The following is a 13,029-nucleotide window of genomic DNA, read 5'->3' as shown; positions in this document are numbered from 1 at the left end:
GCAGTTATTGTCTTTTGATTTCCCTTACCGGGAAAAGTGCTAAATCCTCAATTATTCAATTTTATAAACCCGCCATCCAGCGGATAGTCGCAACCCGTCACAAACCCGGCTTCATCACTACAGAGATAAAGGGCCAGGTAAGCTACCTCTTCCGGGGTGCCCATTCTCCCGATCGGTTGGCTTTTAGACAGGGCCTCAAACATTTCCATTTCCTTAAACGGGAAATTCTTCGCCAGGAATCCATCGACGAAGGGGGTATGAATTCTCGCCGGGGAAATGGCATTACACCGGATATTATGCTCCAGAAAATCACGCGCAGTAGAGAGGGTCATGCCTAAGACCGCCCCCTTGCTCATGCTGTAGGCAAAACGGTCGGTGATTCCTATTGTAGCAGCAATGGAACACATATTCAGGATCACGCCTTTCTTCTGCTCCATCATAAAGGGTAATATAGCGTGTAAACCATTATATACACCTTTTACATTGATCTGGAAAAGCCGGACAAAGTCTTCCTCAGACGTGGTATCTGCTCTGCCCACATGGGCCACTCCGGCATTGTTGACCAATATATCTATACGGCCATACTGCTCGATGACCATCTTGACAGATTCATGTACCTCCTCTTGCCTGGAAATATCCAACGCATAGGGACTCGCCTTTCCGCCATGGGCAAGAATCTCGGCAGCTGTAGTCTTACACGCCTGATCGTCCAGGTCAAACAAGGCTATCTGGGCTCCTTGTCGGGCAAAAAGAACCGCTATCGCACGACCGATGCCACTTCCTGCGCCTGTAATAATAGCTGTTTTACCGACAAGACTAAATGGAGTAGCAGTACTCATGGAGGAAAACGAAGTTTCCGCCTAAAGTATTGAAAAAATAGCGCATATCAAGAATTGCAGAGGTTGGAAATATAGACGGTGGTGATTGCACATTTGTTGCACTGTTCCTATACATCCAATCAGGCTTTAATCCCATATTCTCTCCGGATAATACTGCCTGAATGCATATCTTAGGAATCAGCGATTCTTAACTATCCATAAATACCTCTGCCTTTTCAGAAAATCTCTTCACTTCCTGTAAGGAGTCAGTTTTCCTATCGTCTACACCTGTGCACAGAATACAGTACCTCGCAGTTTAGCGTTCTGGCATTTTAACAAAGTTTTAAAACTATCAAAAACCCATATGCGAAAACTAAATCTGATCCTTTTATCCGGAGTGCTATTTATGGCCGCCTGCTCCAAAGACAAAACGGCCGACATCATTTCTCCACCCGAGGTTATTGACACATCCTCAGCAAATATCAAATACCAGGGTATGTTTACCCCTACCAGCGGAATTGTGGCCCATGGGTATGCCAAGATCATTTCCAGCAACCAAAAGCTAAACCTGGTGCTGGATAGTTTTTATGTCAGTGGAGGCCCCGACCTGAAAGTTTATTTATCCAAAAGTGCAAGTCCGCAGGATTTTATCAATCTCGGTGCCCTTCGCAACCAAACCACGGAGCTTACTTATCCGTTAATGGAAAATATCGATTTCACGGTTTATACGCATGTATTGATCCATTGTCAGCAATACAATCATCTGTTTGCGATAGCCCGACTATTACCCTAACTGGTGAAGTTGACATTCAAAACTTAAAAATCAAAAAATGAAATTCAGCCTGTTTTTCCTTCTGGTGTTTGCTTTCTTTTCCTCCACTTCCTATTCACAAGGTTGCAGTGATGCGGGATTTTGCTCCCTCAAGTATCATGGATCAAAGGAAGAAGCAGGCAAATCACATAAAAATAGCGTTACCGCAGGCAACATCATTGGTATTGCAGACGGTAACACATTTATAAATGGGAACTGGATCGGGTATTCCCGTCAACTCAGTAAACGGACATTTGCCGATATAAAGCTTAGCAGCAATTTTGCAAGCGGATACCTGGCCAATAATTTCAATATTGGCGATATCACCACCAGTGTAAGTTGGGTGCTCAATGAGAATAAAACAAAAAAATCTTCCTGGCAGGCGCTGGGAGGAGTAAAGATTCCCCTCACCGGGTCGAACGATAAAGCCGGCGGTCTGCCCCTTCCAATGGCTTATCAATCCTCCCTGGGGACATTCGATTTGTTGTTAGGTGTGCTTTATAGAAAAAATAATTGGGAGTTCACGCATGCCTGGCAAATACCCCTTTCCAAGACCAACAAGAACAGTTTCTTTAAGGAATATGCCGTGACCGATGAATTTCTGACCACCAATAAATTTGGCCGAAAATCAGATGCACTCTTACGGGCCGCCTATACTCTGCCTCAGGTCAACTCCTGGCTGTCTTTAAAACCTAATTTGCTCGCTATCTATCATACAGCGAATGATACCTATGAAGATATTTTTGGGAACCGGCAGTCCATTATCGATTCAAGAGGGTTGACCCTGAATGCAAACATCATAGCTACGGCCAAATTGAATAAACGAAGTAGCCTGGACCTGTCCCTGGCCACTCCGTTTATCGTTAGGGAAATTCGTCCCGATGGGTTGACCCGGAGTTTCACGGCATCGCTGGAATACAAGATTTCCTTTTAACCGATATCATTTATCCGCTAAATATGTACACCACCTGCCACTTCGATGCGCTGGGCGTTGACCCATTTCGCGTCTTCGCTGCATAGGAAAGCCACGACTGTACCCACATCATCCGGTAAACCTACCCGGCCCAGTGCCGTAGACCCGGCGATATAAGCATTCAGGTCTTTATTATCTCTGACGGCCCCTCCTCCAAAATCTGTTTCTATAGCCCCTGGTGCCACCGTGTTCACCCTGATTTTTCTGCTTCCAAACTCAATGGCCTGATATCTTGATAAACTTTCAATACCTGCCTTCATGATGGCATAAACGGCATAGTTGGGATAGCTAAACCGGGCAAGTCCGGAAGAAAGGTTTACAATACTTCCACCATCTGCGAGGACCGGAAGTAATTTCTGCGTAAGGAAAAATGTGGCTTTCAAATGGATATTAACCATTTCATCAAACTGCTCCTCAGTGGTGGTTTCAATGGGGGTGTAAGCCCCTACTCCGGCATTATTTACCAATGCCTGAATATGACTGGCACCGAACTCCGTGTTCAATTTTGATTTAACCAGATCAGTAAAAGCATCAAAACTTCTTGATTTCGAAACATCCAGTTGAAGGGCAATGGCTTTTTTTCCTGCTGTTTGAATAGCTTTTACCACTTCATTGGCTTCAGCTTCCTTACTGTGATAGGTTATAATAAGATCAAATCCTTTTTTGGCCAATTGGAGGGCCATACTTTTACCTAATCCGCGACTACCGCCTGTTACCAGGGCTATTTTTCCTGCATTGTTTGACATTGTTATTACTATTTAATTTGAGTCACAAAAATCCATTAAATAGCAAAACCTGGTCTTGCAGAATCCAATCGACTATTTGTAAAATTCAATCAATTTCTGAATTTCAGGGGAGACAGGGAGGTATGTTTCTTGAAAAAATTGGAAAAGTGGGCTACTTCCTCAAACCCCAAAGCGAAAGCGATCTCCGATACATTCCATTTTGTTTTCTGGAGCAGGATCTTTGCTTCTTCCACAAGCCGGCCATTGATGATCTCCCGCGTACTTTTTCCGGTCGTTTCCTTGAGCACCTTATTGAGATGGTTGATATGGATGCCGAGTGAAAGGGCAAAATCATTAGGCGCTTTAAGTTGAATCACCTGGGCATCATTCTCGATAGGGAACTGTCGTTCCAGCAATTCGATAAACAAAGCCGTTATCCGGTTCGCTGCATTGGTGGTGTTTATCGAACTGGCTATGGGTTTAAGCTTTTGCCCCATATGGATCAGTTCCAATACATAGTTCCGAAGCAGGTCATATTTGAATTGATAATCCGCGGAAAGCTCCGTATCCATTTTCTCAAAAATGGCGTTTAACGAGTGGAATTGTTCATCATTTAACTGATATACAAAATCGCTACTGGGTTTATAGATCGGGAAATCATCGATCAATACGCCTGTATTCGACTTGGAGAGAAACTCTTTGGTAAATAGACAAAAATACCCGGACTGTTCTTTCTCCAGGGGCAAATACCGGTAGGGAATCTTGGGTGTGGCAAATAAAATCCCTTGTTTTTCAATTTCCACGGTCTTATCAGCGTATTCCACCAGGTTACGTCCCTTTATTAAACTAATCTTATAATACAGTCTTCGGTTATAGGGCATTACGCCCTTTTTGGTACCATTTCCAAACAGTTTCTCTATGTTAAATACGTTAAAATGACCAATGTTTTTGGCACTTTGCTGTTCAAAAAAATCATCCAGTTGGGTGGCTGCATCTCCAAACAACTCGCGGTAAAATGAATCGATCGTTACCTTTTCCATGATTGCAAAATTCAAATAATGCTGAAACTACTAAAAAATGCCGATATTAGGTTTTCAACAAAGGTGAATTCATTAAGTAATTAAAAGAGTGAGCATGCCACAAGCAATTTCCATCCACCAAAAATTCTCCCTGTTCGACAAATTATGGACGCCTCATATCATTGGGGAACTTAATGGGCAATATGTAAAGCTTTGCAAACTGCAGGGTGATTTTGTGTGGCATAGCCACGAAAAGGAAGATGAGCTTTTTATGGTATTTAAAGGCACCCTGCTCATGGATTTCAGGGATGGAACAACAGTGGAAGTAAAGGAAGGAGAAATTCTGATCGTTCCAAAGGGTGTCGAACACCGACCGCATACCAATGGTGAAATTGTATTTAATCTTCTCTTTGAACCCAAGGACACCCAACACACGGGTGAGGTCGAGAGTGAATTAACGGTAAAGGAATTGACCTGGATTTGATATCATTCTCTGCTCCGCATAATCATTGGCGCAAGGCAGCGACTAATAATGATTATTTTTCAACCCGTTTCAATCACCCAGAATTTAACACATTATATCGTCGCTACGCGACGATGAATCCACCTGGCTAAAGCTTTGGTGGGCGAAGGCGGAGACTGAGGGATTCGAACCCTCGATACCCTTTAGAGGTATACACACTTTCCAGGCGTGCTCCTTCAACCACTCGGACAAGTCTCCATTTCCCGGTTAAGGGAGGGCAAAATTAGGGTTTTCCGGGCTAAATACGGAATAAAACCCGGGCGTTATTGCTCGTGGCTTCCGCTGCTTTTTCGCGACTGATCTCCATCGTATCGGCCAGCTTCTGCAGCGTATGTATTATATAAGATGGTTCATTGCGCTTGCCGCGAAAAGGAACGGGAGAGAGATAAGGCGCATCTGTTTCAATGACCAACCATTCGAGTGGTATATCTTTTATGGCCTGGTCCAGGCCAGATTTTTTGTAGGTGATCACCCCACCAATTCCCAAATAAAAACCCAGTCCGGTTATCCGCCTGGCCTGTTCCGCTGTTCCGGAAAAACAATGAAAGACTCCGCGCAAATTTCCCTGCTGAAACTTTTCAATAATATCGGCACAGTCATCGGTGGAATCCCTGCTATGGATCACTACTGGCAGGTCAAATTCCAGTGCCCATCGAATCTGTTCTTCAAATGCCAGTTTCTGCTGCGTGATATGGGTCTTATCCCAATAATAATCCAATCCGCACTCCCCAACCGCAACCGGCGCCTCTCCTTTCGTCTGCAACATGGCTAAAATATGCTGCCGGGCTATCGCCAGCTCCTTTTCATAATCCTCCTTCACAGAACAGGGGTGCACCCCCATCATGGGCAAGCATTGCCCCGGGTACTTCCTGGCGGTGGCTATGACCATCGAATGGGTCTCTGAATCAATGGCCGGGAGTAATATTTTTTTAACCCCCTCATTTTCAGCACGCTGGATGATCCCAGGCAGGTCTTCGGCCAACTCGGGGAGGTAAATATGGCTGTGGGTATCGATCAGAATGGGGGGCATGCGGGCAAAACTGTTAAAAAAAATCAAATATCCGTTAAACTTGCCGCACTATTTCCCGTCTCATGTCCGTTAACCGACTTAGGTAAATTAAAATTGCTTTATGAAACAGATAAAAAGTCTTACCCGACTGACGACTATTTTAACCCTCGCTTCGCTTTTGATCATTGGTTGTACCAAGGAGAAAAGTGAGAATAATAACCTTACGGATACGGAAGAAGCCCAGGCTTCAACCTATTCCATGGAGGCCAATGCCGAAGCAGATGTGGTGTTCAATGATGTATTTGACAATGTAATGGGGGTGAATAATGAAGTGGGCATGGAAGGTACCGGTGTGTTTGGCCGCGAAAGTGGTACAAGCTCAGGTTCTTCTTCCTATGATCCCTTTGCCCGTGGTGATTCACTGAACCCGCCTAACCGCTGCTTTACCGTAAGCATTATCCGTCTGTCCGCGCCTGATATTTTCCCGGTCAAAATCATTGTTGACTTTGGTGCCGGTTGCCAGGGCCGCGATGGACATATCCGTTCTGGTAAGATCATTACTACCTATACCGGACGTTTGGTAGCCCCAGGTAAAAAGGCCACCACAACATTTGAAAACTTCTATTTTGACAGCATCCACGTGGAAGGAACCCACGAGGTGACCAATACCAGCACCTCCCTGATCCCTTCATTCAAGATCGTGGTGGAAAATGCTAAACTCACTAAGCCGAATGGCAACTATGTAAACTGGAATGCAGTACGTACCGTTACCCAGATCGATGGAATGGGTACCCAATTCTTCCCATTGGATGACGTGTACAAACTGGAATCTGCGGGCAATGGTAAAGTAAAAAGAGGTGACGTGATCGTTGCCTGGAATACCGAAACTGTTGAACCCCTGATCAAGCGCTTTAACTGTCGCTGGATCGTAAAAGGTATCGTACGGACCGCTCGTTTGAACCTGAGTACCAACTCTCCATGGGTGGCCCGACTGAATTATGGCAACGGTGATTGTGACAACAAAGCGATTCTCACCATCAACGGAATTTCCACAGAAATAACTTTGCCATAATAAAAAAATTATTATACCTTTAAACCAGTTTTCATAGGGTACGGATTAAAAACGGGCCAGGGTTTCTACCCAGGCCCAATTTATTTTATTGATAATCAACGTTTTATGAAAATTTCAGGGTCCCCCAAAACCCTTACAAAGACCTACATTCAAACCCCTGTTCCCGGAGATAAACAAGTGTTCGTGGTAGTGAGTATTCCAGCCGTGGAAACGCCTTGGCACTGTCGTGAAATGTAATGATCGATCCGGGTCTGATATTCCAGATCACATTTTCCAGACATCGTTGCGGAGTAATTTTTGTATCAAAATCGGCGCTTAACACATCCCACATGATCACGCGTGGTTTTTGACCTTTCATGGCCGGTGCCAGGTTTTTGGATATAAATGGTGTAATCCTGCCATAAGGAGGACGAAACAGATTGGAATCAATCAGGTCGGAAGCCCTGGCGACATCGGCAAGATATTTATTCGCGCCTGTTTTCCAGGCATTTAGATGGCTATAGGTATGATTTCCTATGGCATGTCCTCCATCCTGGATCTGTTTGTAGATCTCGGGGTAGGCCTCCACATTCTTCCCGATACAAAAAAAGGTGGCAAGGGCATCATGCGTACGGAGTTGCTTCAGCACAAAGGGGGTCACCTCCGGATGTGGTCCATCATCAAAAGTGAGGTAGACCGTTTTCCCCTCTCCTTCCCTGCTCCATTCATACGAACGGTAAATCTTCTTGAGCCACCCTGGTGTTTTTACGAAGTAAAACATTTGCCGGTATAATTTTCGCCGCTGTTAAACGTTTTGTTTCTTGTTGTGTCTGAAATATCCTAAAACGTACAAAATGAAACAACCTAAATTCCTTTATCTCTTATCCTTTGCTTCTGCTACCCTGCTCTTTTCCTGTCAGAAAGAAAAAGAAGCTGTAGATGAAGAAGTGGAAGCCACTTTTACCCTGAGTGAAAACCAGGCCACCGGTGAAGCGATCGCCGATGATGCAAATGTACTTTTCTTTGAGGCCTCCGCAAGTGAAGGCCTGATGTCGGGTCGTACCGCTGGTACCCTCGAATCTTCCGGCGCTACCAGTTGTGCTACTGTTACTGTAGAACCCGCCAATAGTTTTCCCAAAACGATCACCCTTGACTTTGGTGCCGGATGTACCAGCATCGATAATGTAACCCGTTCCGGAAAGATCATCATCACCCTTTCGGACAGCGTGCATAAATTCAACGCTACCGCCGTCATGAGTTTTGACAACTATAAAGTCTCCGGCTTTAAAGTGGAAGGAACCATTACCTGGGTCAATACCACTACACCGAATGGCGTAAGCTGGACCCGCAGCATCGAAAATGGAAAGATCACCAACCCGGCTGGTAACTACTACTGGCTCCATGTTGGTTCCAAAACCGTTCAGCAGACAGCTGGTGTTACCACTCCGCTCAACCTGCTGGATGATGTATATTCCATCACTGGTGATCATACCGTCACCAACCCGGCCGGAAGAAGCCGTACCGCGACAATCACAGAAGCCCTTGAAAAGAAAGTGATCTGTGCCAATGTAAGCAAAGGCAAGATCAAGATCCAGGGGCCTAACCATTTTGCCATCCTCGATTATGGCGATGGTACCTGCGACCGTGTAGCTACCATCTCCATTGATGGAAATGCACCCAGAAACATTCTTTTACCCTAACCGATATTGATACCCTGAAAGAGAGTCCTGCCAACTGGCGGGACTTTTTTTTCTGTCTGTTCCGTGCCCTGGGGCTTCGGACCTGTGAGGACTAAAAATTTTCTCACAGAATACAAGGAATGCACAGAAATTTGCAGCATGAAGAAAGTTCGCGTACGTTTTGCCCCCAGCCCCACCGGCGGCCTTCACCTGGGGGGTGTAAGGACGGTTTTATACAATTACCTTTTTGCCAAAAAACACGGCGGTGATTTTGTCCTTCGTATTGAAGACACGGATCAATCCCGGTTTGTAGATGGGGCAGAGAAATACATTTTTGACTGTCTGCAGTGGTGCGGCCTGGTGCCGGATGAAAGCCCGCTGCATGGCGGCGAATACGGGCCCTATCGCCAGAGCGAAAGGAAAGAGATGTATCGCGCCTATGCCGAAAAACTGGTGGAGAAAGGGCATGCCTATTACGCGTTTGATACCCCGGAAGAATTGACCGAGATGCGGGAAAAATTCAAGTCGGATGCCAACCCTTCCCCACAATACGATCGCAGCATCCGGATGCGGATGAAGAATTCACTGACCCTGAGCGAAGAAGAAGTAACCCGGTTCCTGAGTGAGGACATGCCCCATGTGATCCGGATCAAAATGCCCGAAAATGAATCCGTAGGTTTTGTAGATATGATACGTGGGGAGGTACATTTTGATACCGCCCTGGTGGATGATAAAGTATTGCTTAAAGCAGACGGGATGCCTACCTATCACCTGGCTGTGGTGGTGGACGACCACCTCATGAAGATCACACATGCATTTCGCGGGGAAGAGTGGTTGCCTTCTGCCCCTGTACATGTCCTTCTTTGGAAATATTTATTTGGATTGGAGAAAATGCCCCAGTGGGCACACCTTCCACTCATACTTGGCCCCAATGGGAAGCTGAGTAAAAGGGACGGTGCAAAATATGGCTTCCCTGTTTTTGCGATGAACTGGACCGATCCCAAAACGGGTGAACTCACCGAAGGGTTTCGGGAAAAAGGATTCCTGCCCGAAGCATTTATCAATCTACTCGCGCTGTTGGGATGGAATGATGGGTCGGAAAAAGAACTTTTTTCCATGGAAGAATTGACAGAGGCCTTTTCAATGGAGCGGGTACATAGCGGCGGAGCCAAATTTGATTATGAGAAGGCTAAATGGTTCAACCACGAATGGATAAAGGCCGCCAGTGTGGAAACACTCCGGTCTGAAGTGGACTGTGTGTTGGATGGTAAAAACATCAAGGTATCCGATAGCGCATTACTCGATAAAGTGATCGGTCTGGTAAAGGAACGGTGTACTTTATTACCGGATTTTTATGAACAATCGAAGTTCTTTTTTGAAACGCCGAAGGATATTGATCTTACTCCCATAAAGGCAAAGTGGGACCAGGATAAGCGTAATTTTTTTGAATTGATCGGCAAAGAATTTAGGGATGTGCAGGATTGGAAGGCGGTGGATCTGGAGACCTATTTTAAGCAAAAGGCCGCCGAACATAAACTGAAACCAGGAGATGTACTATTGCCGTTGCGTGTGATGCTGGTTGGCGGAAAATTCGGACCGGGTGTATTTGAGATCGCAGAGTTGATCGGAAAGGAAGAAACCATCCTGCGGATTAAAAATGTTTTGAAATTGCTGGCTTAGAATTTCCGAGCATTCTGTGCCCCGAGGTTTCGGGACGCAGAATGCTCGGAAAAAATCAATCCTCAGGCAAAGCATACCACTTTCGATACAATCCGCCGATCAAAAGCGGGATAAGTATTACGAGCAAAACAAATCCCCCGATTTGTGCCATCATCATGTGCAAGGATTCATTCCCAAACATTTGATGATACAGTTCGCTATTTTCCTCAAACCCCATTTTATTTTGATCAAACCACTCGTGTTTACTTCGATAATATAATGTCGTGATCATTAAAGGGATCAATGGGAGAAGGGTAACTGCCAGATTGAGTCCGATGGCAGAAATGGTTTTCCGCTTACCCGAATAAATACCCAGAAAGGCAAGGAGAGAAAAAATGACGAAGTAAACAAAGAGCGTGGTTATAAATGATTCAACATCGCCCCGGGTGCTGGCCATAAATAATCCCGTTAAAATGGCAAGCACCAACGCTGCCAGGATAGACAGAAAAAATGAATTACGCGTGTTGTGTCGATAAAAAAATACAAGTAATGAAATGCCCAACGTGAAATAGTAACAGATATAAAGTACTGTTTCCCAAAAACCAGTACTTAATTGCCATTTCTTATCCATTACCTGATTCATGGCATACCCGGGATCATAAAGGGAAAGACGTTGACTGATCCGATCCTGCCATTCTTTTTGAGCATACCTGTTAAGATCATCCGGAACCACTCCAATACCGGGATGTTCAGGATCATACTTTTTTAATAGCCTGAATAATGTTTCGCGTTCTTTATTGCGGTCAAAAGATGGAGGGTTTGCCAGAAATCGTTTAAACAATTCCCTTGAATCCCAGGTTTTAGTACCAAAATCAGCGGATCGATTGTAAAGACTCACAAAGACGTAATCGGGGTAATTATAGTCAATAAAGATTGAATCATTCAGCACCTTATTGGAATCGCTCCCCTGAAGTCTTTGAAAAAAGATATTAGAATCCACCACATAGTAGTTGACCCCATATTCCCCATCTACATCTACCCTTACATCGCCATTCCGAAGTAATGCACCTGGGATGCTTCTGGACCAATGAATGGTATCATATTTAAATTTCAGGTTGATGGAATCGCGTTCCAGCAAACAAACTCCCCGATTAATTGCATTGGCATCATCAATTAGTTCTTGAGTAGTGTAGGCGCGGTTGGCCCTGAAACTTTCTGAAATTACTGGAAGGACAGGCAGAAAAACCATTAACTCTATGGTCAGAAAATAAGCCAGAAAATGAATCAGGCTATCGATTGGATTCCATTGACCAAAGCGTTTGAATACATTAAAACGAAGGAGATAGATCATCCACCATACAAAAAATAGTAGCGATATGACGATATAAAAACCTGAAAAAGTAAGCACATTGGAACCACTCCGGGGATCAAGCGCTCCGAAATAGGACAATACCGCTAAAATTAAATAGACGACTGGTGCAATAAGCAAGACCCGCAGGAGCCGGGTTGACCAAAAGACTGGTTTTGTCAATAAAAAACGCCGGTCGAGCGACTCCATCAGGTGCCTGAAAATATAAGGTTTCCTATCCATAGAAAAGTGGCTGGTATTAGTTAAAGAAACGTTTGGTGGAATGGGTAATATCGCGGGCATACGTTATAGGCACACCTGCCATCACCAGGGTTTTCAACATGGTTTGTGCATCCAGTTGATTTGAAACGAGTGTATAGAAACCTCCGTTATATCGTACACTAATCCCTTCCCCAAACAAACCAAGCAGGGTTTCGCGGTCAGCCGGTGTTTCCATTTCAAGTACAAATTCATCTCCGGTCTTTTCTCCGGTCCGGGCCTGGTACAAACATTCGCCATTACGGATAAAGAGGATATGATCAGCTACTTTCTCTACTTCGTGTAATTGCTGTGAACTAAGGACGACACCCATGGGATGGCGGAGTGAGCGAGACATAAAGCGGAGATCGGTTAAAATGGTTTGCTGGGCATTTATATCCAGGTTAGCCAAGGGTTCATCAAGGATCAGCAAATGAGGGCGTTGCAATAAAACCCTTGCAATTTCAAACCGGGTACGATAACCCGAGCTGATCTGGCTCCAGGTCAGTTCCGCGTATCGGGCTAATCCTAGTCTTTCCAGCATAAAGTCAACCATCCATTCATTCTTCTCTCCATGGATACCAGCGATGGAAGCGCTGAAATGCAGATTATCTTTTAAAAATCCATACCAGCGGGGAATACGTTGGGGTATAAACGCTACTTTTTGGCGGATTGCAAATGGGTCACTTCCCTTTAAATCTGCATAGCGTATCGATCCACCATCGATAGCTAATTGCCCCGCCAGGCAACGCAACAAAGTCGTTTTGCCATTACCATTTTCCCCTACTACGCCCAGAATATCTCCGGAGCCAATATGGAGCGAACTTGGTTTCAGGGAAAAATTACCATTGGTATAAGTTTTGGTGATCGATTCGGCTTTAATCCAATCATTTTTTTTGTGCACCTTGATCTGGAAGGTTTCCAATTTTTTCAGGAGTCCATTTGCCGATTCCCGGGCTTTTTCTATTTCACCATTGCGGAATTTCTGGCTGATATGAATGGCTTCACGAACATGGTCCGGGTCATCCGTATCCAGGCAAAGATCGAGGAGGCGGCGATTGGCCAGATCCTGGTCTCCATGGGCCAAATAAGAGTCGATTTCCTGTACGGGACTAAGGTTTTTGGTCATATTTCTTGTTCTATTTGATTCAATATA

At 44.9% G+C, this 13,029-nt stretch carries 13 protein-coding genes and 1 tRNA gene; 6 read left to right on the top strand and 8 right to left on the bottom strand.

What is annotated here, in order from left to right; genetic code table 11:
* Positions 1–47: 47 nt before the first annotated feature.
* A complete protein-coding gene (locus J0M30_05720) occupies positions 48–839 on the bottom strand; it encodes an SDR family oxidoreductase (protein ID MBN8666984.1) in 792 nt (263 codons plus the stop codon).
* Positions 840–1,182: 343 nt separating this feature from the next.
* Between J0M30_05720 and J0M30_05715 the strand changes: the two genes are divergently transcribed.
* Positions 1,183–1,611 (top strand): DM13 domain-containing protein, encoded by a 429-nt coding sequence (locus J0M30_05715; GenBank protein ID MBN8666983.1) that lies wholly within the window; start codon positions 1,183–1,185, stop codon positions 1,609–1,611.
* Positions 1,612–1,648: 37 nt separating this feature from the next.
* Entirely contained in the window at positions 1,649–2,563 is a 915-nt protein-coding gene (locus J0M30_05710; GenBank protein MBN8666982.1) for a hypothetical protein, read from the top strand.
* A 17-nt stretch (positions 2,564–2,580) separates the two neighbouring features.
* On the opposite strand, the gene J0M30_05705 is transcribed toward J0M30_05710, so the two are convergent.
* The gene (locus J0M30_05705; protein ID MBN8666981.1) at positions 2,581–3,348 is read right to left on the bottom strand and encodes an SDR family oxidoreductase; all 768 of its coding nucleotides are present in this window, start codon (positions 3,346–3,348) and stop codon (positions 2,581–2,583) included.
* Between the two features lie 89 nt (positions 3,349–3,437).
* Positions 3,438–4,367: a helix-turn-helix transcriptional regulator gene (locus J0M30_05700; GenBank protein MBN8666980.1), complete on the bottom strand. Its 930-nt coding sequence runs from the start codon at positions 4,365–4,367 to the stop codon at positions 3,438–3,440.
* A 94-nt stretch (positions 4,368–4,461) separates the two neighbouring features.
* Here J0M30_05700 and J0M30_05695 point away from each other — a divergent pair, with 94 nt between their 5' ends.
* On the top strand, positions 4,462–4,830 hold the full coding sequence (locus J0M30_05695) for a cupin domain-containing protein (protein MBN8666979.1): 369 nt from the start codon (positions 4,462–4,464) through the stop codon (positions 4,828–4,830).
* Between the two features lie 149 nt (positions 4,831–4,979).
* On the opposite strand, the gene J0M30_05690 is transcribed toward J0M30_05695, so the two are convergent.
* Both J0M30_05690 and J0M30_05685 read right to left on the bottom strand, forming a co-directional pair.
* Positions 4,980–5,067 (bottom strand) — tRNA-Ser (locus J0M30_05690).
* A gap of 40 nt (positions 5,068–5,107) precedes the next feature.
* Positions 5,108–5,899 (bottom strand): TatD family hydrolase, encoded by a 792-nt coding sequence (locus J0M30_05685; GenBank protein MBN8666978.1) that lies wholly within the window; start codon positions 5,897–5,899, stop codon positions 5,108–5,110.
* A gap of 100 nt (positions 5,900–5,999) precedes the next feature.
* Between J0M30_05685 and J0M30_05680 the strand changes: the two genes are divergently transcribed.
* Positions 6,000–6,950, top strand: coding sequence for a hypothetical protein (locus tag J0M30_05680; protein MBN8666977.1), 951 nt, complete (start codon positions 6,000–6,002; stop codon positions 6,948–6,950).
* A gap of 133 nt (positions 6,951–7,083) precedes the next feature.
* On the opposite strand, the gene J0M30_05675 is transcribed toward J0M30_05680, so the two are convergent.
* Complete coding sequence (locus J0M30_05675; protein ID MBN8666976.1) at positions 7,084–7,710, bottom strand: polysaccharide deacetylase family protein; 627 nt, start codon at positions 7,708–7,710, stop codon at positions 7,084–7,086.
* Positions 7,711–7,783: 73 nt separating this feature from the next.
* Here J0M30_05675 and J0M30_05670 point away from each other — a divergent pair, with 73 nt between their 5' ends.
* On the top strand, positions 7,784–8,629 hold the full coding sequence (locus J0M30_05670; GenBank protein ID MBN8666975.1) for a hypothetical protein: 846 nt from the start codon (positions 7,784–7,786) through the stop codon (positions 8,627–8,629).
* A gap of 138 nt (positions 8,630–8,767) precedes the next feature.
* On the top strand, positions 8,768–10,288 hold the full coding sequence (locus tag J0M30_05665) for a glutamate--tRNA ligase (GenBank protein MBN8666974.1): 1,521 nt from the start codon (positions 8,768–8,770) through the stop codon (positions 10,286–10,288).
* Positions 10,289–10,343: 55 nt separating this feature from the next.
* Here J0M30_05665 and J0M30_05660 read toward each other — a convergent pair whose 3' ends face one another.
* Positions 10,344–11,858 (bottom strand): hypothetical protein, encoded by a 1,515-nt coding sequence (locus J0M30_05660; GenBank protein ID MBN8666973.1) that lies wholly within the window; start codon positions 11,856–11,858, stop codon positions 10,344–10,346.
* A gap of 16 nt (positions 11,859–11,874) precedes the next feature.
* The gene (locus J0M30_05655) at positions 11,875–13,002 is read right to left on the bottom strand and encodes an ABC transporter ATP-binding protein (GenBank protein MBN8666972.1); all 1,128 of its coding nucleotides are present in this window, start codon (positions 13,000–13,002) and stop codon (positions 11,875–11,877) included.
* Positions 13,003–13,029 lie beyond the last annotated feature (27 nt).

It is taken from the genome of Chitinophagales bacterium, from assembly GCA_017303415.1.
In the GTDB taxonomy this organism is placed as follows: domain Bacteria; phylum Bacteroidota; class Bacteroidia; order Chitinophagales; family Chitinophagaceae; genus SpSt-398.
The sequence above is the reverse complement of the archived record's forward strand: the minus strand, read 5'-3'. Positions and strand labels throughout refer to the sequence as shown.

Coding starts and splice junctions, on each gene's coding strand:
- J0M30_05720 (MBN8666984.1), bottom strand. CDS start 839: ATGAGTACTGCTACTCCATTTAGTCTTGTCGGTAAAACAGCTATTATT.
- J0M30_05715 (MBN8666983.1), top strand. CDS start 1,183: ATGCGAAAACTAAATCTGATCCTTTTATCCGGAGTGCTATTTATGGCC.
- J0M30_05710 (MBN8666982.1), top strand. CDS start 1,649: ATGAAATTCAGCCTGTTTTTCCTTCTGGTGTTTGCTTTCTTTTCCTCC.
- J0M30_05705 (MBN8666981.1), bottom strand. CDS start 3,348: ATGTCAAACAATGCAGGAAAAATAGCCCTGGTAACAGGCGGTAGTCGC.
- J0M30_05700 (MBN8666980.1), bottom strand. CDS start 4,367: ATGGAAAAGGTAACGATCGATTCATTTTACCGCGAGTTGTTTGGAGAT.
- J0M30_05695 (MBN8666979.1), top strand. CDS start 4,462: ATGCCACAAGCAATTTCCATCCACCAAAAATTCTCCCTGTTCGACAAA.
- J0M30_05685 (MBN8666978.1), bottom strand. CDS start 5,899: ATGCCCCCCATTCTGATCGATACCCACAGCCATATTTACCTCCCCGAG.
- J0M30_05680 (MBN8666977.1), top strand. CDS start 6,000: ATGAAACAGATAAAAAGTCTTACCCGACTGACGACTATTTTAACCCTC.
- J0M30_05675 (MBN8666976.1), bottom strand. CDS start 7,710: ATGTTTTACTTCGTAAAAACACCAGGGTGGCTCAAGAAGATTTACCGT.
- J0M30_05670 (MBN8666975.1), top strand. CDS start 7,784: ATGAAACAACCTAAATTCCTTTATCTCTTATCCTTTGCTTCTGCTACC.
- J0M30_05665 (MBN8666974.1), top strand. CDS start 8,768: ATGAAGAAAGTTCGCGTACGTTTTGCCCCCAGCCCCACCGGCGGCCTT.
- J0M30_05660 (MBN8666973.1), bottom strand. CDS start 11,858: ATGGATAGGAAACCTTATATTTTCAGGCACCTGATGGAGTCGCTCGAC.
- J0M30_05655 (MBN8666972.1), bottom strand. CDS start 13,002: ATGACCAAAAACCTTAGTCCCGTACAGGAAATCGACTCTTATTTGGCC.